16 protein-coding genes are annotated in these 24,741 nt (G+C 71.4%); 12 read left to right on the top strand and 4 right to left on the bottom strand.

The annotated features are described in order from the left end of the window. Positions 1-121: 121 nt before the first annotated feature. Complete coding sequence (locus ACT3TD_RS10355; RefSeq protein ID WP_444614765.1) at positions 122-310, top strand: hypothetical protein; 189 nt, start codon at positions 122-124, stop codon at positions 308-310. Here ACT3TD_RS10355 and ACT3TD_RS10350 read toward each other — a convergent pair. Further along, positions 299-1,672 (bottom strand): Fic family protein, encoded by a 1,374-nt coding sequence (locus tag ACT3TD_RS10350; protein ID WP_444614766.1) that lies wholly within the window; start codon positions 1,670-1,672, stop codon positions 299-301. The two genes, ACT3TD_RS10355 and ACT3TD_RS10350, sit on opposite strands and share 12 nt — an antisense overlap. Positions 1,673-1,735: 63 nt before the next feature. Continuing rightward, a complete protein-coding gene (locus ACT3TD_RS10345) occupies positions 1,736-3,016 on the bottom strand; it encodes an MFS transporter (RefSeq protein ID WP_444614798.1) in 1,281 nt (426 codons plus the stop codon). A 294-nt stretch (positions 3,017-3,310) separates the two neighbouring features. Here ACT3TD_RS10345 and ACT3TD_RS10340 point away from each other — a divergent pair, with 294 nt between their 5' ends. From ACT3TD_RS10340 to ACT3TD_RS10310, 7 genes are all read left to right on the top strand, one after another. After that, positions 3,311-4,645 carry a styrene monooxygenase/indole monooxygenase family protein gene (locus tag ACT3TD_RS10340; protein ID WP_441579929.1) on the top strand — a complete coding sequence of 445 codons (1,335 nt, stop codon included), beginning with the start codon at positions 3,311-3,313 and terminating at the stop codon, positions 4,643-4,645. Beyond that, entirely contained in the window at positions 4,642-6,084 is a 1,443-nt protein-coding gene (locus ACT3TD_RS10335) for an LLM class flavin-dependent oxidoreductase (protein WP_444614767.1), read from the top strand. Before ACT3TD_RS10340 ends, ACT3TD_RS10335 begins: the two co-directional genes overlap by 4 nt. Further along, positions 6,081-7,352 carry an acyl-CoA dehydrogenase gene (locus ACT3TD_RS10330; protein ID WP_444614768.1) on the top strand — a complete coding sequence of 424 codons (1,272 nt, stop codon included), beginning with the start codon at positions 6,081-6,083 and terminating at the stop codon, positions 7,350-7,352. The genes ACT3TD_RS10335 and ACT3TD_RS10330 overlap by 4 nt, the downstream gene beginning before the upstream one ends. A gap of 250 nt (positions 7,353-7,602) precedes the next feature. Next, on the top strand, positions 7,603-8,121 hold the full coding sequence (locus tag ACT3TD_RS10325; RefSeq protein ID WP_444614769.1) for a flavin reductase family protein: 519 nt from the start codon (positions 7,603-7,605) through the stop codon (positions 8,119-8,121). Between the two features lie 26 nt (positions 8,122-8,147). Next, positions 8,148-9,242, top strand: coding sequence for a dimethylsulfone monooxygenase SfnG (gene sfnG / locus ACT3TD_RS10320; RefSeq protein WP_444614770.1), 1,095 nt, complete (start codon positions 8,148-8,150; stop codon positions 9,240-9,242). Further along, a complete protein-coding gene (locus ACT3TD_RS10315; RefSeq protein WP_444614771.1) occupies positions 9,211-10,332 on the top strand; it encodes an acyl-CoA dehydrogenase family protein in 1,122 nt (373 codons plus the stop codon). Before sfnG ends, ACT3TD_RS10315 begins: the two co-directional genes overlap by 32 nt. 27 nt (positions 10,333-10,359) lie before the next feature. Continuing rightward, complete coding sequence (locus ACT3TD_RS10310; RefSeq protein WP_444614772.1) at positions 10,360-11,658, top strand: hypothetical protein; 1,299 nt, start codon at positions 10,360-10,362, stop codon at positions 11,656-11,658. 20 nt (positions 11,659-11,678) lie between these two features. Here the strand turns inward: ACT3TD_RS10310 and ACT3TD_RS10305 are convergent, their stop codons facing one another. Continuing rightward, positions 11,679-12,404 (bottom strand): GNAT family N-acetyltransferase, encoded by a 726-nt coding sequence (locus ACT3TD_RS10305; protein WP_444614774.1) that lies wholly within the window; start codon positions 12,402-12,404, stop codon positions 11,679-11,681. A gap of 144 nt (positions 12,405-12,548) precedes the next feature. Here ACT3TD_RS10305 and ACT3TD_RS10300 point away from each other — a divergent pair, with 144 nt between their 5' ends. Next, a complete protein-coding gene (locus tag ACT3TD_RS10300; RefSeq protein WP_444614775.1) occupies positions 12,549-13,931 on the top strand; it encodes a SidA/IucD/PvdA family monooxygenase in 1,383 nt (460 codons plus the stop codon). Further along, positions 13,928-15,682, top strand: a complete 1,755-nt coding sequence (locus tag ACT3TD_RS10295; RefSeq protein ID WP_444614776.1) for an amino acid adenylation domain-containing protein — start codon at positions 13,928-13,930, stop codon at positions 15,680-15,682. Before ACT3TD_RS10300 ends, ACT3TD_RS10295 begins: the two co-directional genes overlap by 4 nt. An 18-nt stretch (positions 15,683-15,700) precedes the next feature. Here ACT3TD_RS10295 and ACT3TD_RS10290 read toward each other — a convergent pair whose 3' ends face one another. Beyond that, on the bottom strand, positions 15,701-15,964 hold the full coding sequence (locus ACT3TD_RS10290; protein ID WP_441579917.1) for a phosphopantetheine-binding protein: 264 nt from the start codon (positions 15,962-15,964) through the stop codon (positions 15,701-15,703). 117 nt (positions 15,965-16,081) lie between these two features. Between ACT3TD_RS10290 and ACT3TD_RS10285 the strand changes: the two genes are divergently transcribed. Both ACT3TD_RS10285 and ACT3TD_RS10280 read left to right on the top strand, forming a co-directional pair. Beyond that, complete coding sequence (locus ACT3TD_RS10285) at positions 16,082-22,918, top strand: condensation domain-containing protein (RefSeq protein ID WP_444637987.1); 6,837 nt, start codon at positions 16,082-16,084, stop codon at positions 22,916-22,918. Continuing rightward, positions 22,915-24,558, top strand: coding sequence for a (2,3-dihydroxybenzoyl)adenylate synthase (locus ACT3TD_RS10280; protein WP_444614778.1), 1,644 nt, complete (start codon positions 22,915-22,917; stop codon positions 24,556-24,558). The genes ACT3TD_RS10285 and ACT3TD_RS10280 overlap by 4 nt, the downstream gene beginning before the upstream one ends. Positions 24,559-24,741: the final 183 nt, after the last annotated feature.

The raw sequence follows: 24,741 nt of genomic DNA, 5'->3' as shown, positions 1-24,741 counted from the left end.
GTGCTGGCGCCTGTCTCCTCAAAGTGCGAGCCCAACAACCACTGCCCGAGTGAGTTCGGGCACCCGTGTTCGGTCCTAGTGAACGTTCGGTTCAAGCGAACAACCGTATAAGTTGTAGAGCATGGACGCGACTCAGTTGGACGTCGACAGGATTCTGCGCCGGCTACGCGACAACACCAGCCTTGCTGTCAGCCCGGTGGAAGGCACCGGGCAACCGTCCGTCCCGGACCCGGTCGCGCAGGAGCGCCTCAAGGCCGTTGATGATCTCCGAGCTATCCACTTCTCCTCCCCACGTCCCCTACCGATCTGAGGTCCGGAGCTTTTCGATGACCCGAGCCAAGAACTCCTCGACCATCGCATCGGCGAAGAATCCGACCCTCTGTCGCAGACTCTCGCTCACCGTAGGGTGCAGCTCCCGGAGATACACACCGAGCTGACGGCCCGTACCGGTTACGGCGACGAGGTCGAACTCCGCGGTGTCGTCGCCCCGACGGCAAATCAGTGCGGACCAGATAACGAAGAGCGAGTGGGGGGACTTCGTACTCACGGTCAGGCTCGTGGCCATGTCATCGCCGATGGCCCGGTACCACTCTGGGATCCCCGGGGGCGTACCGAACACTTGCCCTTGGACCAGGAATGGAAGCCCGAGCTTGTCGACGTGCATGTCAATGCGGGTCCGTAGTGCCTCGCCAAGAAGTTCCTTGAGACGCTCCGCAGCATCAGCCACCTCTGCCGGGAGTACGCCTTCCGCAAGTAGTGACGATAGCTGGTCGGAGGCAGACTCCCCCTGCGGCACCGAGAGTTCGTCGATGATCACGTTGACGGTGTCAGTCGCCCGCTCAGCGATGAACCGCATGAGGGAATGGTGATGTCCTTTATCCGCGGCCTCGAGGGCGTCGAGGTAGCCCGTCCGCTGATCCTGGTAGATCACCAGGGGAACCCCTGGTGAGCGATAGAGGTACACACTTGCCAAGGCACGCGCCACCCTCCCGTTCCCGTCGGCGAACGGGTGGATGCAGACGAAACCGTAATGGGCGTAAGCGGCCTGGGTGACGGGGTGAGCATTCGCGAAGCTCTCAGACCGAAGCTCATCGATCAGCCGCTCCATTTCTGGGGCGGTGTCCTCTGGTGAGGCGTAGGCGTGGACAGTATTATCTGAGCGGGTCGGACTGTTGGCGTGCGCCTTGTACTCACCTTTCGGTAGAGCCTGTTCCTGCTTGATCAATGCGCCTTCGACAGGAACGTAGACTGTGTGGGTCTGCTGACTGCGAAGCATGGTCTCATGGAGTTCACGGATGAAGTGACTGGTCACCGGACGCTTCCCGGTCATCCGGTCCAGAATCAGCTCGAACCCGGCGAGAGTGTCCTCGAAAGCAGGCCTGACATGCGGGCCTCTGTTCGCCATCGCTTGTTCCCAAGACCCCGCCTTCTCTGCCACCGTCCTGGTGAAACCGCGATCCGTGGCGAAAATCCCCTCTATGGCGTTCGTGTCGACAGCGGCGGCTCTCCGGGCCGTCTCAAGCGCCTTGTCGAGCACGTCCTGCGAAACATCGGTCTTCAGCTGGTCGAAACGTGTCGTCGCCCGGTCAAGGTCCCTGTACGAGCCCCCCGCGGCGCTCCACTTCCCGAAGGAAGGGAATGGTGTGTACTCGGCGCGGGTAGTCTCTGACATATCGACTAGAGTAGCCGGATCGCGCACTCCCCCGTTCAGCCGCGCCCGGCCCCCGCCCCAGCCCTAGTGCCCCGTGTACTCGCGCCAGTGCGTGGCGAGCAGTTCGTCGTCGATGAGGGTGTTCTTGCCGGCGCGCACGCCGAGCACACCCATCAGCAGGGCGATGACCACCAGGGCCACGAGGATTCCCGTCCAGTCGCCGGTGTGCCCGTGCACCAGGCCGATCACGAACGGGCCGATGCCGGCGATGAAGTAACCCATCGGCTGCACGAACCCGGACAGCCTGGCGGTGACCAGAGAGGACCGGCTGCGCGCCGTGATCAGCGCGATCGCCGTCGGGAAGCAGAACCCGCCCAGACCCAGCAGCCCGGCCCACAGCAGCGGCGCGGCCGTCGGCGCGAGCAGCACGCCCAGGTACCCGCCGGCGGAGAGCAGGGCGAACACCAGCGGGAACGGTGCGAGGCTACGGGCCCGGTCGATGACGGTGGGCATCACGATGCCACCGAGGATGTTGAAGGCGCCGATCATCGCCAGCGCCACACTGCCCACGTCACGCGACACCCCGGAGTCCACGTAGATCTGCGGCAGCCAACCCATCTGCAGGTAGGCGTTCATCGCCTGTACGCCGAAGAACAGGGTGAGGAACACCGCCGTCGGCGACCGCCACAGCGAGGTGCGCGTCAGGCGCTCGACCTCCTCCTCCGTCGGCTGCGGCAGCGCCGAGGGGATCGTGTCGGACGGCGCGGACGCCGCGTCCGGTGCGTCCTGCTTCTTCGTCGCGCCGGGGAAGTCCGAGCCGGTGCGCAGGGCGACGACCACCCACACCAGCACCTGCGCCATGCACAGGAAAGCCCACACGAACAGCGCCCAACGCCAGGCGTCGTCCCCGTCGAACCACAGCGCCGACAGCGGCCCCACCGCGCCGGACACCCCGAGCAGGGCACTGTAGACGGTCATCAACGCCACCGTGCGGCGTCCGCCGTAGTTCTTCGCCCACGCCGGGATCAGCACGTTGCCCAGCGCGATGCCCGCCACGACCAGGCCGGTCAGGGTGATGAACACGGCCATGGAGCCGACCCACGGGCGTGCCACCAGGCCGACCAGGGAGACGACCATGCCGACGAGGATGGTGCGGCTCAGGCCCATGCGTCGGGCCAACGGGACGGCGCACAGGCCCATCACGCCGAAGAGCACCCCGGGCAGGGCGGTGATCAGCCCGGCGTACGAGCTGGAGGTGCCGTAGGCGTCGAGCACGTCGGAGAGCACCGGGCCGAGCGAGGCGATGCCGGCACGCAGGTTCACCGCGGCGACGGCCACGGCGACGAACGCCAGCACCACCGGGATCACCGGCCCGCCGGGCAGCCTGCCGCGCCTCTGCGTCCGGTCACCACCCTGCCTGTCGTCCGCCACCGTCGAAAACCTCCTGCTCAAGAACTGCGCGCTGATACCCGACGAACCATAAGCGCCCGTCAGAACCCCTGCAAACCTACTCCCCACCCGCCGCGCGCAGGACACCGGGCACGTGTAGACGCACCTGCCCTGCCTTCTACCGTGCCGCGTCGTCCCCGGTCAAGGGTTCGCCACGCATCGTGGCGAAGGGTGTCGGACCCCGCGGGCGGCACCCTACGGTTCCGGGGCATGACAAGCACACACGACACCAACAGCACCCCATCCATCGCGATCATCGGCGCGGGCCTCGCCGGCGTCAACGCCGCCCTGGCCTTCCACCGCGAGGGCTGGGCGGTGGACCTCTACAGCAACCGCACCCGCTCCGAGCTGCGCGACGAGGTGCCGGCCACCGGTACCGCGATCCTCTTCGGCGCTTCGCGCACCCCCGACCGCACCATCACGACCGACCGCTACGCCGGTACCGCCGGCGATCCCGCCACCGATGCCGCCGCCCACTTCAGCGCGAGTTCCGTCGGCATCGCCGGGGCGCCGCCCGAGGCGTCCTTCACCGCCGGGTTCACCTACGAGGCGCAGTCGGTAGACCCCCGCCTGCGCGCCGACGACCGGCTCGGCGAATTCCTCGCCGAGGCGAACGAACGCAGCCGCTTCATCGTCGAGGACGTCACCGCCGACTCGTTGGACGCCGTGGCCGCCGACCACGACCTCACGTTCGTGGCCACGGGCAAGGCCGGGCTCGCCGATATCTTCGACACCGACGCCGACCGCACCCCCTACGACTCCGCCCAGCGCTACCTGCTCACCGTCGCCGCCCTGGGCCTGCCGGCCGACCACGTCTTCGCCGGACGCGGCAGCACGGTGCCCGGCGGTCTGCTCTCGCTGCACGAGGAGGGCGAGGTGTTCGTGGGCCCGCAACTGCACAAGGACGGGGAACCAGACACCTGGGTCATCCTCGCCTGGGCGCGCCCCGGCACCGCCACCGAGGAGGCGTTCCGCTCGGCGGTGGACGCGGACACGGCCCTGGACGTCCTGCAGGACCTGCACCACCGCGTGTTCCCGGACGTCGCCGACGACCTCGACTCCCTGCGTCCGCTGGACTCCGACCCGCACTCCTGGCTGAAGGGCGCGGTGACCCCGCGGGTGCGTCGCCCCACCGCCCACACGTCCGGCGGCCACCTGGTGGCGACCCTCGGCGACACCTCCGTGGCCGTGGACCCCATCGCCGGGCAGGGCGCGCAGCTGGGCACCTACCAGGTCGCCGCCCTGCGCGACGGGCTGCGCGAGGCGCTCAACAGAAACGAGGCCTGGGACGAGGCCCTGCTCACCGACCTCTTCGAGGCGCACTGGGACAACCACGCCGCGGCCGGTGTGGCGGTGACCTCGCTGTTCCTCGGAGACCCGGAGTACGCCGAGGTCGCCCAGGAGTTCTTCACCTCCTCCCCCGGCGACCCGGCGGCGGCGAGCGCCCTGTTCAGCCTCTTCTCCGACCCGTCGCCGGCGCTGCGCCTGCGCACCGCCGGTGACGTGCGCGAGCTCGTGGCGTCCTTCCGCGAGGTGGCGGCATGAGCGGCGGGCGCATCCGGTTCAACGCCTTCGACATGAGCTGCGTGGTGCACCAGTCGCCGGGGCTGTGGCGGCACCCGGACGACGAGTCGCACCGCTACACCGACCTGAGCTACTGGACCGACCTGGCCCGCACGCTGGAGGACGGCCTGTTCGACGGCGTCTTCCTCGCCGACGTGCTCGGCGTGTACGACCTCTACGGGGCGTCGCCGGACGCGGCGCTGCGCGCCGGCGCGCAGGTGCCCGTCACCGACCCGCTGCCGCTCGTCGCCGCGATGGCGACGGTGACGACGCACCTCGGCTTCGGGCTGACCACCGGCACCGCCTTCGAGCACCCCGTGCCCTTCGCCCGTCGGGCCAGCACCCTCGACCACCTCACCAACGGACGCCTGGGCTGGAACGTGGTGACCGGCTACCTGCCCTCGGCGGCGCAGAACACCCAGTCGCACGGCCAGCTCGACACCTTCGAGCACGACGCCCGCTACGACCACGCCGACGAGTACCTGGAGGTGCTCTACACGCTCTGGGAGGGTTCCTGGGAGGACGACGCGGTGCGCGCCGACCCGCTGACCGGTGTCTACACCGACCCTGCCAAGGTGCACCCGATCAACCACCACGGTGAGCACTACACCGTGCCGGGCGTGCACGTCTCCGCGCCGTCGCCGCAGCGCACGCCGGTGGTCTTCCAGGCCGGGGCGTCCGACCGCGGCAGCACCTTCGCCGCCACCCAAGCCGAGGCCGTGTTCGTCGCCGCGCCGACGAAGGAGACGCTCGCCGCGGTGGTCGACAACCTCACCGCCAAGCTTCAGGCCGCCGGACGCTCCCGGCAGGACGTGGTCATCTACGCGCTGCTCACGGTGATCACCGACGAGACCGACGAGCTGGCGCAGGCCAAAGCCACCGAGTACCGCAACTACGTGGACCCGGAGGGGTCCCTGGTGCTGATGTCCGGGTGGATGGGCGTGGACTTCGCCGAGGTGGGGTTGGACGCACCACTGACCGACCTGGGCCCGGCGGCCTCCTCGAACGCGATCCAGTCCGCGGTCGCCGCATTCCAGCAGGCCAGCGGGAGCAGTACCGGGAGCGGTACCGGCGGCTGGACGGTGCGCGACCTCGCGGAGTTCGGCGGCATCGCCGGGCTCGGTCCCGTCGTCGTGGGATCCGGGGAGAGCGTCGCCGACGAGCTGGAGGACTGGGTCACCGCCACCGGGGTGGACGGTTTCAACCTCGCCTACGCCGTCACCCCGGGCACCTTCCGCGACGTCATCGAGCACGTGGTTCCCGTCCTGCAGGACCGCGGACGCTACCCGCGCGAGCACCCCACCACCCCGACCACCCTGCGCGACACCCTCTTCCGCCGCGGCGACCGCGTCCCCGACAACCACCCCGCCCACGCCGCACGAACCAGCCACCTCCCCCGCACCGAAGGAGTCCGATCATGACCATCTCCCCTGTCTCCCCCACCGCCCCGAGCAGTTCCCCGAGCAGTTCGGCACCCAGCGACGAGCAGCTCGCCGAGGTCTTCCGTCCGGCCTTCGAGCGCATCGCCGAGGGCGCCGCCGACCGCGACGCCCGGCGCGAACTGCCCACCGAGGGCATCCGTCTGCTGCGCGACTCCGGCTTCGGGACGCTGCGTGTGCCCGTCGACCGCGGCGGCTTCGGCGCCTCACTGCCCCAGACGTTCTCCCTGCTCATCGACCTCGCCGCCGCCGACCCCAACCTCACCCAGGCGCTGCGGGTGCACTTCTTTTCCGTGGAGGGGTTCCTCGCCGCGCTGGGCGGCCCTGATGCGTCTGCCGCCTCCGCCGCCGAGAAGAACCTCAGCGACGTGGTGGACGGTGTCCTGTTCGGCAACGCGATCTCCGAGCGCGGCGTCGGTGCCGCCGAGCGTTACCAGACCAGGCTGACCAGGCAGGACGGCACCGGCGACTACCTGCTCAACGGCACGAAGTACTACAGCACCGGCAGCCTGTTCGCCGACCGGATCGTGGTCGCCGCCGACCTGGACGGTGAGCGGTTCACCGCCACGGTGCCCGTCACCGCCGCCGGGGTGCACCAGATCGACGACTGGGACGGCTTCGGTCAACGCCTGACCGGCTCGGGCACCACCATCTTCGACAACGTCACCGTGGACCCCGACGACGTCGCGCCGCGCGGCTACGGCACCGGTGGCAGGACGCCCGACACGTCCTACCTGCAGCTGTTCCACCTCGCCGCGCTGGCGGGCATCGCCCGGCGCGCCGCCGACGACGCCCGCGACCGCGTCCTGGCCCGCGACCGCACCTACACCCACGCACCGGCCGACGTCCCGCGTGAGGATCCGCTGGTGCAGGCGGTGCTGGGCCGGGTGGACGCCGCGGCGTTCACCGCCCGCGCCACCACCCTGGCCGTCGCCGAGGCGGTGGCGGTGGCCTTCAACGGCCCCGACGCGCAGATCGACGCCGCCGAACGCGCCGCCGCCCGGGCGCAGGTGTCGTTGATCCCGCTGGTGCTGGACGCGGTGACCGAGATCTTCGAGACCGGCGGGGCGTCCCTGGCGTCCGACACGTTGAACCTCGACAGGCACTGGCGCAACGCGCGCACCCTGGCCGTGCACAACCCGGCGGTGTACAAGCAGCAGGCCCTCGGACGCTACGCCCTGACCGGCGACGGCACCACGCTGCCCTACGCCTGGAGCGCCGGGGTGCGCGGTGTGAACCACGGCGGATAGTCCAGACCGGCCGCGCTGCGGACCTCGGCGGGAACCCCTGCAGAGACGAACCCCGCGCGCCGTGCCGGTTTCGGCCTTCCCGTGCCACGAGCACGGCGAATCCGGCACGCGGCGCGGGGTCGTCACGCCACAGACCTTCCATTCACCCCTTTGGCGAATCATGGCCCCGAGAACAGACCACATGGTCTACTCGGGGTCGTCGCACGTTGAGACCATCCCCCACACACCATCCCCCGTCAGGAGAACCACCGTGACGTCCTCGCTCAGCACCCACACCGCCACCCACACCGCAGCGGCCGACCCCACCGCGCTGCGCAGTGCGTGGGCGTCGATCCCCACACCCATCACCACCGTCGCCGCCGTCGTAGACGGCCACCCCGTCGGCCTGATCGTCGGCTCCTACGTGGGGCTCTCGCTGGACCCCGCACTCGTGGCGGTCAGCGTGCAGAAGAGCTCCCGGACCTGGCCGCTGCTGCGCAACGCCGAGCACCTCGGCATCTCCGTGCTCACCCGCGCCCACCAGGCCCATGTCCGCCAGCTCGCCGGCCCCGTCGAGAAGCGTTTCGACAGCGTCGGCTGGAGCACCGACCGCGACGCCGTGCTCGTCGACGACGCCGTCGTCCACCTCACCGGCCACATCGTCAACGAGTACGACACCGGCGACCACGTCACCGCCGTGCTGCAGATCGACCGCGTCAGCGAGGAGGCCCCCTCCGAGGTACCGCTGGTGTTCCACGGCTCCCAGGTCACCGTCGTCGGCGAACTCTGAGCAACCCGAGATAAGGAGACGCACCCATGTCCACCGCCACCACTCCTGCACCCCAGGACCTCCAGTTCGCCTACTGGACACCGAACGTCTCCGGCGGCCTGGTGGTCTCCGAGGTCGAGCAACGCACCGACTGGGGCATCGACTACAACCGCACCCTCGCGCGCACCGCCGAGCAGGTCGGCTTCGACTACGCCCTCACCCAGGTCCGCTACCTCGGCTCCTACGGCGCGGAGTCCCAGCACGAGTCCGTCAGTTTCTCCCTGGCACTGCTCGAGGCCACCGAACGGCTCAAGGTCATCGCCGCGGTCCACCCCGGCTTCTGGCAGCCCGCGGTGCTGGCCAACCTCGCCACCACCGCCAGCGAGATCCACGGCGGACGCTTCGCGCTCAACGTCGTCTCCGGCTGGCTGAAGGACGAGTTCCAGAAGTTCGGCGAACCCTGGCTGGAGCACGATGAACGCTACCGCCGCTCCGCGGAGTTCCTGCAGGTCCTGCGTGCGATCTTCACCGAGTCCCCGGCGGACTTCCAGGGCGACTTCTACCGCCTGCACGACTACGCCATCAGCCCACGGCCGCAGGTCGCCCCCGAACTGTTCCAGGGCGGCAACTCCACCGCCGCGCAGGCCAACGGCGGACGCCACGCCGACTGGTACTTCATCAACGGCGCCCCCGTCGACGAACTCGCCGCCCAGATCGACAAGGTCCGCCACCACGCCGAGGCCGCCGGCCGCGAGACGAAGATCGGCGTCAACGCCTTCGTCATCCTGGAGGACACCGAGAAGCAGGCGCACGACAAGCTGCGTCACATCGTCGACAACGCCAGCCGTCCCGCCGTGGAGGGCTTCCGCCAGTCGGTGAAGCAGGCCGGCCAGTCCACCGCCGACGGCCAGGGCATGTGGGCCAACTCCACCGTGGAGGACCTGGTGCAGTACAACGACGGTTTCCGCACCGGCCTGATCGGCACCCACGAGCAGATCGAGGAACGCATCGACGGGCTGCGCCGCATCGGCGTGGACCTCGTACTCACCGGTTACCTGCACTTCCAGGAGGAGGTCGAGCGTTTCGGCACCGAGATCATCCAGCCGTTGCGTGCCGCCCACCCCGCAGATGTCCCCGCGTAGCAGCGGGACGCGTCAGCCGCAGCAGCCGCGTCAGGCGCTCGTTGCCGACGCGGTCGAGCGGCTGCGGGCGTCCGGCCTGCTCGCCGCCACGGTGCCCGCCCGCCTGGGCGGGCCCGAGCTGCCGGCCTCGGTGATCGCCGAGGTCCTGCGCATCCTCGCCTCCGGCGACGGCTCGCTCGGGCAGATCCCGCAGAGCCACGTCGTCTTCACCCGCTGGCTGTTCACCGGCACCCACCCGCACGCCGAACGCCGCTGGGCCGACCTCCTGCTCGACGGTACGCTGGTCGCCAACGCCCAGGCCGAACGCGCACCCACCGTCCTGCAGGACGGACGCCTCACCGGGGAGAAGATCTTCTGCACCGGCTCCGCCTACGCCGACGTGCTCGCCGTCACCGCCCGACGTCCCGGCGAGGACCACCAGTCCCTGGTCGTCTTCCTGCCCGCCGACACGGCCGGCATCCGCGTCCTCGACGACTGGGGCGAGCACTCACCGCTCGGCCAGGAGTTCACCGCCTCGGGCACCGTGGTCCTCGACAATGTCGCCGTCCCGCCGGAGGCCGTGCGTGCCTTCGACACGGCATCGGGCCCGCCCGCCTACGGTGCCTTCGCCCAGCTGCTGCACACCGCCATCGACGTCGGCATCTCCGGTGCCGCGCTGGACGCCGCCCTCGCGCTCAGCCGCGACGGCGCTGCTGGCGCGTCCGGCCCCGACCCCGTGACCGCCCACCTGGCCGGCGACCTCGTCGCCGCCCAGTTCGCCGCCGAAGCCGTCCTGGAGAAGGCCGGACGCGCCGTCGACGACGCCTGGGCGCAGGGCGCCGCGGGCGATGTGTCCGCCGCCGCGTCGCTCGCGGTCGCCGCGGCGAAGACGACGACCGGACGGCTCACCGTCGACCTGGCGTCCCGCCTCTTCGAACTCACCGGCACCCGCGGGGTGACCGGCCCCGGTGTGGGCGACGGCGGGGACCTGGCGCGGCACTGGCGCGACCTACGCACCCACACCCTGCACGAACGACGCCGCGACAAACTCGTCGTCCTCGGCCGTGCCGCGCTCACCGGCGAGGACCCCACACCCGGGCCCCGGCTGTGAGCGGGGGCGACCGGTAACCTGCGGGGCATGACTTTCAGCGTCCCGCCGGTACCGCCCTCCGCCGTCTACTGGACGACGCTCGACACCGACGGGGGCGGTGGGGGTTCCGAAGGCATTGAGGACGCCGACCTGCGCTTCCTCGTCGCCGGGCTGATGGACACCCACGGGGCGCTGCGCGCGGTCGTGGCGCCGGACGGGACGTGCACCGTACCCGAACAGGCCTCCTTCGCCCCGGGCGACGTGATCGCCGAGGAGCGCACGGGCCCCGGCGCGCTCGCCGCGTCCCTCGACCCGGCGTCCGGGCAGGTGTGGCGGGTCAGTCTGCTCTCGCCGGCGCGGCTGCTGCTGTGCGTGTACCGCGGGATCGTGGACGCGGAGTCCTGGGCCACCCTCGTCGCCGACGCCCGGTCCCTGCTGGGAGGTCACGCGGTCGCCCCGGCGGGCGACTGGGGTCCGCAGGCGCAGATGGACCCGCCTGCACCGTTCGACGGGGGCGGGCCGTCGACGTACAAGACCTTCGACGTCAGCGACGCCGACGCCCTGCTCGAACTGCTCCCCGCCCAACTCGGGGTGAGCCACGACGAGATCATGCTCGCCGCGGTCCTGCTGGCCCGCGCGTCCGCCGGGATGCCGGACGCCCCGGTGGCGCTGCGTGCCCGCGGGCGGACCTCGCCGTTGACGCCCGGCGTGGGTCGTACCGTCGGACGCCTTGACCGCCAGTACGGGGTCGCCGCGCCGCCCGGGCTGGACGGTGCATCACTGCTCACCGGCGGCCCGGCCGTGCTGGCCACGCTGACGCACGTGCGCGACGCGCTGCGCGGCGGCGCAACGACCGATGCAGCGTCCGGCGCTGTACCGGCGGCGACGGTGGAGGTCAGCGCGGCGAAGGTGTCGGTGTCCGGGCCGGTGCGTCCGGTCGACGGGGTGCCGCACGTGATCCTGGGGACCCAGCGTCTGGCGCGGGTGACGGTGGTCGACGAACATGGCGGTGCCGGTGGCGAACTCATCTGGCCGCACCTGGAGCAGGCGCTGATCAGCCTGTCCGCCCTGGCACGGCTCATCGAGGCCGGGGTCACGGAAACCGCGACACCCGTTCCGGCGACCTCGATCAACCTCTTCGGCCGGGGGTCGCTCACCGCCGACCGCACCGTGGACCTGTCCCGGCTGCCCGAGGTCAACGGTTTCGAGGTGGTCAAACGGCTGCAGTCCACCCACCCCGGCGGCACCACGCTGGTGCGTCTGCCCGGGGTCACCGACCCGAAGGCCACGGGCGGACGCTCCGGGCGGGTCGGTAGCGGCGTGACCGGCCGGCTGATCACCGGCTGACCAGCCACCAGCGGGCGTGCCTACGCCAGGTCGCCGTCCTGAGGGTCGCCGAGCAGGCGGGACCGCGGGTCCACGCCGGCACCCGGCCAGAAGAACAGGCGCACCCGACGGTCCGCACGCTGCTGCCACTGCCCGGCGTCCACCCCGCCGCCCCGGCTCATCACCCGGTGCACCCGGTGGTTGGAGACGTCCGGCTCGGCCATCACCAGCCGGCACTCCGGGTCGGACTGCAGCAGCCGGTCGGCGAACGCCCCGACGAAGGGGCCGAAGATGCCCTTGCCCGTCAACGTCGCCTCGCCGACGGCCACGTGGAAGCCCAGGTCGTGGGGTTCGGAGGCGTAGGCCATGCCGATCTCGTCGCGGCGCGGCCGGTAGATCTCCATGTAGCCGACGTCCGTCGGACCGTCCGGCCCCTCGTAGGACAGGATCAGGGGGACGGCGTAGGTGGTGGAGAGCTTCGCTGTCCAGTCCGCCGCCCACTGCTGCGCCGGCCAGGCCTGGTCCCAGGTCTCCACGAGGTGGGGGCGGTTCATCCACTCAGAGACCATCTGCGCGTCCGTGTCCGGGTCCGCCACGCGCAGGGTGATGCCGTCGGTGCCCGATCCGGCGCCTCCGGTGCGGTACTCGACCGGGATCTGCGGTGCGGAGTCCAGGTACTCGCTGTCGGGGAGGTCGGTGCGCAGCCGGTGCAGCACGCTGAGGTCCGTTCCTGTGTCTCGATCATCGATGAGGTTCTTCTCGGTCACAGTTCCTGCCTTCTCCTGCTGGTCATGCCGCAGATATGATACTTAGGGATTCCTACCCTTTGATAAGGGCTGCCGTGACAGAGTAGCGTGCCACAGGAACAGTCTGACATCCATCGTCGCCCAACGACAGGAGCACCCCTCACAGTGTCGAACCCTTCACTCGTCATCCTCGGCGCCGGGCCCAAGGCGGTCGCCGTCCAGGCCAAGGCTCACGCCCTGCGAAGCCTCGGCCTGCCGGCACCGACGATCACCGTCGTCGACCACCAGGGGGTGGGTGGCAACTGGCGCGCCGGCGGCGGATGGACGGACGGACGCCACCAGCTTGGCACGTCCCCCACCAAGGACGTCGGATTCCCCTACCGCACCCGCATCGCAGGGCAGGGTCCAGGAAATGGCACAGGAAATGGCACAGGACAGGAGGCGAACCGCGCGGTCGACCGCGCACTGCTCGACGTCAGCTGGACGAGTTTCCTGGTCGCCACCGACCGTTACGCCTGGTGGGTCGACCACGGCCACCCCAACCCCCGGCACTACCTGTGGGCCGACTACCTGCGCTGGGTCGCCGCACGATCCCACATGACGCTGGTCAACGGCCAGGTCACCCGCCTGGGCCTGCGGGACGGCTCGGGCAGCTCGGGCTGGTCACTGTCGGTCGACCGGATCGACGGCACGACCTCACGACTGGAGGCCGACGCCCTGATGCTCACCGGCCCGGGACGTTCCGACCGACGCATCGCCCCGCTGCCCACGGTGTACTCCGTGGCAGGGTTCTGGCAGGCGGTGTCGTCGGCCCAGCTGCCCCCGGCCTCCCGGGTGGCGGTGATCGGCGGCGGGGAGACCGCGGCCAGCGTCGTGGAGGAACTCATCGGCCACGACGTGGTCGACATCGCCGTCATCTCCCCCACGCCCACGATCTTCACCCGCGCCGAGGGCTCCTTCGAGAACGAGCTCTACACCGACCCGCGCCTGTGGTCGAGCCTGGACGAGTCCGACCGCGCCGACGTGATCAACCGGTGCGACCGCGGCGTGTTCTCCGCCCAGGTGCAGGAGAAGCTCATGGCCGAGGACCGGGTCAACCACGTCCGCGGGCGCGTCACCGGCGTGTACGGCAGGGACGGCGGGGGCGGCGGGGGCGGCGGGGGCGGCGGCAACGGGATGGCCGAGGTGCAGATCGGTGACCGTACCGAGCTCGTCGACCTCGTCGTCGACGCCCGCGGCAACTCGCCGTTGTGGTTCACCCGCATGATGAACGACCAGGTCGTCGCCCGGCTCATCGGTGCCTGCGGCGGGGCGGTCACCCCGTCCGGCGTGATGGACCGCATCGGCGCCGACCTCTCCCTGACCGGTATGGACCCCACCCTGTTCCTGCCCACGGTCTCCGGCTGGCACCAGGGCCCCGGCCTGGCCAACCTGAGCTGCCTCGGCGAACTCTCCGACCGTGTCCTGGCCGGCCTCGGCGCCGGCTGCGCCCCGGACCCGGAGTCCCTGCGACACGCCCCCTCCCGTCCCGAAAGGACCACTCTGTGACCGCACCCGACACCGTGCGCCCGTACACCGGCCGTGACGGCGACCTGCGCTTCGGCCCCGCCGCCCCCATCGAACCGTCCACCCTGGACGCGCTGCTGCACGACACGCTCACCACCGGTGGCGACGCCACCGCCGTGATCGGCGACGGCGGGACGCTGACCTACGCCGAGCTGGACCGCAGGTCCAGCGCCGTGGCCCGCCACCTGCGCGCCAACGGCATCGGCACCGGCGACCGGGTCGTGGTGCTCGCCCACCGCTGCGGGTGGCTGCCCGTCGTCGCCGCCGGCGTGATCCGCGCCGGCGCGGTCTACGTCCCCGTCGACGCGTCCTACCCGCACGAACGCGTCGCCTTCATCCTCGAGGACTGCGCCCCCGCCGCCGCCTTCGCCCTCGGCGGGGCGTCGCTGCCCCGGCAGGACGGCACGCAGGACGTGGCGCTGCCGGGCGGGACCGTCACCGACGACTCCGCTCTGGGACGACGGTTCCTCAGCGACGCCACTGATGCCGCGGACGCCGCTGCGTCCGGCGCGTCCTTCGACCCCTCCGAGCAGTCGCGTCCGGTGACCCCCACCGACCACTGCTACCTGATCTACACCTCCGGAACGACCGGCACACCCAAGGGCGCGTTGAACACGCACATCGGCGTGGCCGCGCACTTCCAGTGGATGGGGCGGGTCATGGGCGCAGGTGCCGGCGACGGCGCCGGGACCCCGATCCGGATGCTGCAGAAGGCGCCCGTCGGCTTCGACGTCGGCGTGGCCGAGCTGCTCGGCCCGCTGGCCACCGGCGGCACCGTGGCCGTGCCCGGTCCCGAGTGGTGGCCCGGTGACGTGGACACGATGGTGCAGATGATCTCCGTGCACGAGGTCACCGTGCTGTCGATGGTGCCGTCGCTGATGCGGGTGCTGCTCGACGTCCTCGACGACTTCGGCACCCCCCTGTCGTCGCTGTCGAACATCCGTCACCTGCTGCTCGGCGGCGAGGCGGTACCGGCCGACGTGGTGCGGCGCGCCCGCGACGGCATCGGCTGCCGCGTGCACGGGCTCTACGGTCCCACCGAGGCGGCGATGGACGTGACGTGGGTGGAGTACACCGACGAGCTCGTGGCCGCCGCGGACTTCGACGACCGTGCCAGCCTGCTGGGCCTGCCCGAGGACAACGTGGGCGTCTACGTCATCGACGAGGACGGTGTCGAGGTCGACCCGTCCGGGAACGGTGGGGCCAACGGGAACGGAGAAAACAGCTGGTCGCGTCCCGGAGAGCTGTGCATCTCCGGGCCGCAGGTCGGTGGCGGCTACTTCGGACGCGCCGAGCTGAGCTCGCAGGTCTTCGTGGAGTCGCTGGAGCCGCAGGTCGACGGCGGGCGGATGTACCGCACCGGCGACGTGGTCTCCTGGACCGAGGTCGACGGCAGCCGCATGCTGCAGTTCCTGGGGCGCATCGGCGACCAGGTGAAGATCCGCGGCAACCGTGTGGAGCTCGGCGAGGTCGAGTCGCGTCTGCGTGAGCTCGACGGGGTGCGCCAGGCCGGTGCCGTGGCCGTGAACCGGGCCGGGGCGGACACCCTGCTGGCCTTCGTCGTGCTCGACGGTTCGGATGCCGAGGCAGGCGCTGACCTGTCGGCGCAGCTGGCGCAGCACGTGCCCGAGTACATGGTGCCCACCCGGATCACCGTGCTCGACGCCCTGCCGGTCAGCCCCAACGGCAAGCTGGACCGCACGGCACTGCGCGGGCTCGCCGACCGGCGCTAGAGCTGGTCTAGCGCTGCTCTAGACCTGGTCGGTGAGCAGCTCGCGCCAGGCGTCCACCGAGCTGTCCTCGGCGAGGTCGGCGAAGTCGGCCTCGAACCCCTCCCTGCGCAGGAAGGTCACGATCTCCACCAGACGCACCGAGTCCAGCCCCTGGTCCATGAGCTCCTCGTCGGTGTCGATCTGGGACACCTCGATGTTCAGCAACTCCGCCACGCGGGCGAGCAGCCGGCCCATCGTCGCCTCGACCCTGTCGTCGACCTTGCCGTCAGCACCGTCAGCCATCCTGCACCTCTTGATTCCTTGTAGTTCGGTGTCACCTGTCCGGTGACGCGCAGACTGTACCACCACCCCACGAAGTGAAGTAAGCCTCTCCAACTTCTGACCCTGAAAGGACCACCGGTGCCCCACCCGTCGTCCCCCGGCTCCACCGCCGGCCTCCTCCCGCTCACGGCCGCGCAGCACGGGATCTGGAACGCCCAGCAGCTCGACCCCACCTCCCCCTACTACGTGGTCGGCGAGGTGCTGGAGCTGAGACCAGAAGCTGATGCCGGACGCATCGACACCGGCCTGCTCGCCGAGGCCGTCCGGCTCACCGTCGACGAGGCGGAGACCCTGCGGCTGCGTTTCACCGACACCGACGACGGTCCCCGCCAGTACGTCGACGACACCGCCGCGGTGCTGCCCGAGATCCTGGACCTCTCCGGCGCGCCGGATCCCCGGCTCACCGCCACCGCGGTGATCGACGCGGAGAAGACCGCCTGCGGGGAGCGCTGGCGCACCATGACCGACGGTCCGCTGTTCCGCTACCTCATCCTCGACCTCGGGGAGAACGGCACAGGCGTCAACGAGGTGTGGTGCATACAGCTGTACCACCACATCATCGTCGACGGGTACAGTGCGGCCCTGCTGACCAGGCGCACCGCCGCCCACTACACCGCACTGAGTGGTGGATGTGCCGCACGTCGCACCAGGTTCGCCCCCATCGCCGAGGTCGTCGCCGCCGACACCGACTACCGTGCCGGCGAGGACTACCGCGCCGACCGCGACTTCTGGGCCGACACCATGACCCCCACCCCGGCCACCGCCGGACGCGAGGACCTCGTCCACGGTGCAGGCACCGCCAGCATCACCACCACCCTGCGTCTGCCCGCCGGCGAGGTCGAGGCGTTGAAGGCCCGCGCCGAGGACCTCGGACTGGCCTGGTCCGACCTGGTCACCGCCGCCTACGCCGCCTGGCTGCGCAAACTCGGCCACACCTCCCCTGCTCCCGACGGCCCCGACGGCTCCTGTGAGGCGCTCATCGCGATGCCGCTGATGGCGCGCACCTCCGGACCGCTGCGCCGGACCCCGGCGATGCTGGTCAACATGCTCCCGCTGCGCCTGCCGGTCGACCCGACCGGAAGTGTCACCGACCTGGCCGCCACCGTGCGCGACACCCTGGACGCCCTGCGCACCCACCAGCGCTACCCCGGCAGCGAGCTCTCCCGCGACCTCGGCAGCCCGGCGGTGCTGCACGGGGTGGGGCTGAACCTGAAGACCTTCGACTTCACCCTCGACTTCCACGGCACCACCGGTGTGCTGCGCAACGTCGCCGGCGGCCCTCCGGAGGACCTCGTGCTCGTGGTCACCCCGGCCGCCGACGGCGGCGTCGACCTCGCCTTCGAGACCGACCCTGCGAGCGTGGACGCAGACACCGCACGCCAGCGCCTGCAGGACGTCCGGGCGTTGCTCACCGCCGAGGGTCCCCTGCAGGACGTCCGGCTGCGCAGCCGGGAGTTCACCGACGCCGCCGCACGGCGGCGCGCGGGCGATCCGCTGCCGGACGCCCGGGACGTCCTGCCTCTCGACGATCTCGTCGACGCCCTGGCGTCCGGCGCAGGACGCCTCGTCGACGCGCACACCGCCCTCGACGCCGCGTCCCTCCACACCCGTATCACCGAGCTCGCCGCCGAGATCAGCCAGCTCACCGGGGATAACGGGGAGTTCGGGGTGGTCGCCGTGGACCTGCCCAAGGGCGTGGACCTGGCCGTCGCCCTGCTGGCGGTGTGGCGGGCCCACCGGGCCGTGGTCGTGCTCGACCGGGAGCACCCGCAGGCCCGGCGCAAGGCGATCCTCGCCGACTCCGGTGCCGTCGCCGTCATCGACGGGTCCGGCGTCCGCACTGCTGGCTGTGCGTCCGGCGACGTCACACCCGACCTGGCGTACCTGCTCTACACCTCGGGAACGACCGGGACGCCGAAGGGCGTGCAGGTCACCCGCACCGCCGTGGAGGCCCTGCTGGCCGGGCACCGCACCGGTCTCTACCCCGACGCCTGGTCGCGTGCGCGCTCGGCGCAGCCCGCACGGGAACTGCACATCGCCCACACCGCGTCGTTCTCCTTCGACGCCGCGATCGACCAGCTGTCCTGGATCTTCACCGGCGCGACCGTGCACCTCTACCCCACCGACGTCGTCGGTGACCCCGCGTCAATGCGCACCGCCCTGGCCGACGACGGCATCGACGTGCTCGACGCCACGCCCTCACTCGCCGGCGCCCTCATCGACTCCGGCGCATTGGACGACGCCGAGGTCTCCACGGTCATCCTCGGTGGCGAGGCCGTCCCGCAGTCGCTGTGGGACCGACTCGCCACCCCGGCGCGCACCCGCGACTTCCAGGCGTGGAACGTCTACGGCCCCACCGAGACCACCGTGGACGCACTGGCCGCCCGCGTCACCGACGGCCCGGTGACCATCGGACGCCCCGTGCCCGGCATGACCGCGCAGATCCTCGACACCGACGGGGAGATCGTCCCCGACCACGAGACCGGCGAACTCTTCCTCGCCGGCCCGCAGGTGGCCCTGGGCTACCGGGGCCTGCAGGAGCAGAGCGCCGCCGCCTTCGACACGGTGGACGGTCAGCGCCGCTACCGCGCCGGCGACCTGGTGCGGTGGGTGCCGGACGCCGGCGGTGCACACCACTTCCTCGGCCGCGTCGACAACCAGCTGGAGATCCGCGGCCACCGTGTGGAACCCGGCGAGGTCGAGGCCGCCCTCCTGGCGCTGCCGCAGGTCACCGGCGCCGCCGTGGGCACGTTCGGGCAGCCCGGTGCGCTCAAGCTCATCGCGCACGTCACCACCGAGGGCACGACATCACCCTCCCAGGTCCGCGCGGACATGGCGGCCACCGTCCCCGGTCACCTGGTGCCCACCCGGGTACTGGTGCACGACCGGCTGCCGCTGACCGTCGGCGGCAAGGTCGACCGGCGTGCCCTTCAGGACGCCACCGGCGCCGAACAGGCCGGGAACGCCGGGGAGGACGGACCGGCATCGGCGCGTCCTGCCCGCACCGACGCCGAGCGCCTCCTCGCCGAGGTCGTCGCCGAGACCCTCGGCACCCCCGACACCGGTGCAGACACCACCGTCGACCTCGACCGGGACTTCATCAGCCTCGGCGGGGACAGCATCGGCGCGCTCACCGTCGCCGGACGGCTGCGCCAACGCGGCCTGGTGGTCCAGGCGAAGGACCTTCTCACCGGAGTCGAGCTGGCCGACGTCGCCGCCGGGGCCGGACGGGTCGCCGCGGTCACCGGCGCCGCCGGCGCCGCCGGCGCCGCCGGCGCCGCCGGCGCCGCCCGGGAGGAATCGGCCCGTGGCGTCCGGCAGGAGTCGTCGAACGACGACACCGTGGCGGACACCGCGGTGCGCTACGACACCGGGGCCGTGCCCACCACCGTGGTCAACGGCACCCGTCCGATCCTGTTCGGCCACCTCGATGTCGCTCACCTACCGGCCGTGGACCTACCGACCGCAACCCTGCACGACCGACTCGTCGACGCGGTGACCACGATGATGACCACCCACGGTGCGCTGCGCGTCGTGCTCGACACCTCGACCGCCGGTGCGCCTCGCTTCGTGGTGCCCCGCGTGCCTCTGGTGCCCGCCGACACGATCATCGCCCCGGCGGGACTCGGCAGTGAGCAACTCGCCGGCTCGGTCTCACCGACCTCCGGGATCGTCTGGCGGATCGCCCCACCCGCCGCCGACTCGACCATGCTGCGCGTCGCCGTCGACGCCGCGGTGGCAGACCCGGCGTCCGTCGGTGTCCTGCTGGACGACCTCGCCGCCGCACTGTCCGGTCGCGCGCTCCCCGCGCCGACGGGTTCCTGGCGGGCCACGGGGCTTGCTGCCACAGCCGTGACAGTCACCCCGGTGACCACGCACCGCACCACCCTGGCAGACGCCCCGGGGGTCTTCGACCGGCTCGCCGGGCTGTACCGGACCCGGCGGGAGGACGTGGCGGTCGCCGCGGCGCTCCTGGCCACCGGCGGGCCCGTCGACGTGCTGAGCCGCGCCGCCGACGCCTCCGACTCCTCCCGGGTGATCGGGTCACTGAGCACCGTGCGCCGCGTCCCCGCCCTTCCTGCCCTGCCCGGCCACGAGCGGGCAGCACAGCAGGCGACGCCGCGGGCGGCACTGCTGCACGCCAAGGAACACCGTGGTCACACGGCATCAACGGACCCGGCCGCCATCACCGTGACCTGCGGTGACACCCGCATGGCCCCGGTCGGGCACAGTGCGCACGCACCGCTGCTGATCGTCGGCGACACCGACACGGTGCTCGCCGGCGACGACGCACTGGCGCACCGGGCGTCCCGCGCCTTCACCGACCTGGCCGTCCACGCCCGCACGAGCGACGGCGGTGCGTCCCGGGGCGACGTCACCCTCGCCCGGCACGGCGGAGTCAGCCAGGACACGATCGACACCTGGGAGCAGGACCACGGCCCGTTGGCCGACGTCAGGCCCCTCTCCGCACTGCAGGAGGGGCTGCTCTACCACGCCGTGAGCGGCGGCGACGGCTACGTGCTCGCCGCCGGTGTGGACCTGCGCGGCACGGTCGACCCAGACCGTCTGCACCGCGCGTTTACCGGCGTGCTGCACCGTCACGACCAGCTGCGCGCCCGGTTCGACACCACCACGCACCACAGCCCGGTGCAGCTCGTCCCGCGTGCGGCCGAGCTGCCGTGGCGCACCGTCGACCTGCGCGGATTCTCCCGCGAGGACGCGCTGCACGCCGCCGACGAGCTGCTGCGCTCCACCGCGCACCGCCGCGTGGACACCGCCCGCGGGCCGCTGGTCACCGCGACGCTGGTCCTGCTGCCGGACGGTGACAACGGCACAGACAGAGATGCCCCCACCGCGCGCCTGGTGCTGGGAAACCACCACCTGCTCACCGACGGGTGGTCGACCCCGGTGATGCTGCGCGACCTGCTGGCGATCTACCACGACGAGCCGCTGCCGCACGCCGCGTCCTACGCCACCTACCTCGACTGGCTCGCCGAGCAGGATCCGCGCGACGCCGACGACGCCTGGCGCGCCCACCTCGACGGCCTCGACCGCGGCACCCTGGTGCGGGAGCTGGCGCCCGGGACCAACGCCGAGGCTCCCCGCGAAAAGGTGCGGGAGATCACCGGAGCGTCCGACGCACTCACCGATGGCCTCACCGCCGCGGCCCGACGGGCCGGCGTGACCCCCAATACACTGCTGCAGGCCGCGTGGGCACTCACCCTGGCTGGGCTGTCCGGACGCGAGGACGTGGTCTTCGGCACCACCGTGTCGGGTCGTCCGACCGAGCTCGAGGGAGTGGAGCACACGGTCGGGTTGTTCATCAACACCCTGCCGGCGCGCGTCGCGCTGCGCCGGACGGACCGGCTGGCCGAGCTGCTCACCGCCGTCGGCCACGGCCAGGCGGGGATGACCGACCACGCCTCGACCCCGTTGGTGCACGTCGAGCAGCTCGCCGGGGCGGGCCCGCTCTTCGACACGCTGGTGGTCTACGACAACTTCCCGTCGCTGCAGGACGCATCGGGCGCTTCGGACGCGCAGGACCGGGTGACGGTCGCCGCGGTGCACGCCGACGGGATGACGGACTTCCCGTTGTCGCTGGTGGTGCCGCCCGGCGACGTCCCGCGGGTGGTGCTGGCGCACCGCCCCGACCTGATCGACGAGGCCTTCGTCGAGCAGGCGGCGGGGACGCTGCGGTCGGTGCTCGAGGTGCTGACCGACGGCGCGGAGCACACCGTCGGCGACGTCCTCGACACTCTGCCCGCCGCCTGGGTCGCCCGTACCACGGGCGAGGCACCGGAGGCTGCGGTCGAGGTGTCCTCGGCCTCTACCAGTGAGAAGGACAGCGACGGAAGCGGCTCTGCGGACTCTGCCGACTCTGCCGACTCTGCCGTTGCTGCGACGGCGGCCGCGTTGATGGCCGACCTGCTCGGGGTGGACACCGTGGACGTCCACGACAACTTCTTCGACATCGGCGGGCACTCCCTGCTGGCCATGCGGTTGCTCGGGCGCCTGCGCCGCGACGGCACCGGCGGGCTCGCCACAGTGACGATCCAGGACATCGTGGAGACCGGGTCGCCGGCCGCCCTCGCCGCGCGCCTCGCCGGGACGTCCGACGCCGACACCGAGGTCGAGACCGACACCGGCCGCAGCGTCCTGCCCCTGAGCGCGGGTTCTGGAACGCCGCTGTTCTGCGTCCACCCCGCCGGCGGTCTGGCACTTCCCTTCCGGGGCCTGACCACGCGGCTCACCGGCGAAAATGCTTCAGACGGTACAGACGTTCCGGTAACGGGGCTGCAGCTGCCCGACCCCCACCCCGACGTCGACGACGTGCAGGCACTCGCCGCCGGCTACGTCGACACCGTGCAGTCGGTCCAGACCCACGGGCCCTACCGTCTGCTGGGCTACTCCTTCGGAGGGCTCGTCGCCCAGTCGATGGTCGCCGAGCTCCTGCGCCGCGGCGGGGAGGTCAGCTACCTCGGCATCCTCGACGCCTACCCGGCCGGAACGGCACCCGCCATGCCCGACATTCCCGCGACGTCCGGCTACAGCGACGACCAACTGCGGGCGCTGACCGGTACCGGGACCGACGCGACAACCGGCACGGACACACTGCTGGACAACCTCACCTACTGTGACCGGCTGATGCGTTCTGCCACACCGGTGGACCTCAGCGCCTTCACCGGGCGGGCGCAGGTCGTCGTCGCCACCCGCGCCGACGAGCGACTGACGGAGCACGATCATCCCGACGTCGTCTGGAACCCCGCGCCGGCCTGGCGCGACGCACTGCCCCACGAGCCGGACGTCCTGCCCCTGGACACGACCCACGCCGGACTCGTCACGGAGGACGGGTGGGACGCCATCGCCCCCGCCGTCGCCGCCGCACTCACCGCCGAGAAGGAGACACTGGCATGAACGAGACACTCGCCAACGGATTCACCGCCGACGCCGCGGAGTACTACCGCGAACTCGGCGTCTGGACCGGCGACGCCCACTGGGACCTCTTCCGTCGCACCGTGGAGGCGCGGCCGGACGCCACCGCCGCCGTCGACGCGACACGCTCACTGACATGGTCCGAACTGGACGACGGCGTGGCCCGCGCCGCCAGCGTGCTCGCCGACGCCGGCGTGGGCCCCGGCGACGGGGTGGTCGTCCAGCTGCCGAACAGCGTCGTCTACCTGGAGACCGTCTTCGCGCTGTGGCGCCTCGGCGCAGTCCCCGTCTTCGCCCTGCCGGCCCACGGGTCCTCCGAGGTCCGCCACTTCGCCACCCACGCCCCCGCCGGGCACTACGTGGGCACCTCGCGTCCCAACAGGCACCTCTCCCGCGTGCAGGACGACCTGGCCCGCCCGCTCGACGACGGACGCACCGTCGCCACCGTGCTCGTCGACGAGCGCGCCGCGGACCCCTGGGCCACTGCGGGGAACGCTTCAGGCGCCGTGGGGGACGCCGCCGACGCCGCGCCGATCACCCTCGCCAGCGCGCCGCTTACGCCGGCATCCCCGGAGTCGCTGGCGTTCCTGCAGCTCTCCGGCGGTACGACCGGCGTACCCAAGCAGATCCCGCGTACCCACGACGACTACCTCTACTCGGTCCGTGCCTCCATCGACGTCTGCGACCTGAGCGGCGACGACGTCCTGCTCGTCGCGCTGCCGGCATCCCACAACTTCACCATGAGCTCCCCGGGGATCCTCGGGGCCGTGCAGGTCGGAGCCACCATCGTCTTCGCCGACGGCCCCCTGCCCACCGAGGTCCTGCCCTTGATCGAACGTCACCGCGTGACCCACCTCGCACTCGTGCCCCCGGCGCTGATCAGCCTGCTCAACTACCCCGACCGCGACGACCAGGACATCTCCAGTGTGCGCACCGTGTGGATCGGCGGTGCGAAACTCTCCGAGGCCGCCGCCAGGCGGGTTCGCCCCGAACTCGGCTGGAACCTCCAGCAGGTCTTCGGCATGGCCGAGGGCCTGGTCAACTACACCCCGCTGGACGCCGGCATCGAGGAGATCGTGGCGACCCAGGGACGTCCGATCAGCCCGTACGACGAGATCCTCGTCGTCGACGACGAGGACCGGGAGGTGCCCGCCGGCACGCCCGGCAACCTGCTGACCCGTGGGCCGTACACGATCCGCCAGTACCACCGTGCCCCCGAGGTCAACGCCCGTTCCTTCACAGAGGAGGGCTACTACCGCACCGGCGACGTCGTGGTCTTCGTCGACGGCACACTGACCGTGGTCGGACGGGCCAAAGACCAGATCAACCGCGGTGGCGAGAAGATCGCCCCGGAGGCCGTCGAGAACGTGCTGCTCACCCACCCGGGCGTGCACGACGTCTCGGTCGTGGGTGTGCCGGACGAGGTGCTCGGCGAGAAGATCCGGGCCCTGGTGATCCCCCGCTCGGAGGCCACGGAGCCTCTGAAGGCCGGTGCACTCAAGAGGTACGTACGCGAGCAGGGCCTGGCGAGCTTCGCGGTGCCCGACGTCATCGACGTCGTCGACGAGTTCCCCGTCACCGGCGTCGGCAAGGTGAGCAAGAAAGCCCAGCAAGCCGGGTAACGCCCGGCGGGCTGGAACAGAACCCCGCGTCGCGTGCCGGATCCAGTCCTCGCTCGGCACGAGAAGACCGAATCCTGCACGCCACGCGGGGTCGGGATACACCAAACGCACCAGACCCCGCACGCACGAAACCCCCGCCACCCGGAGTGATCCGGGGTACGGGGGTTTAACGCGTCAAGAAGA

It is taken from the genome of Corynebacterium sp. AOP36-E1-14 (assembly GCF_052377495.1).
Classification (GTDB): Bacteria; Actinomycetota; Actinomycetes; order Mycobacteriales; family Mycobacteriaceae; genus Corynebacterium.
This window is presented reverse-complemented; position numbering and strand designations above follow the sequence as displayed.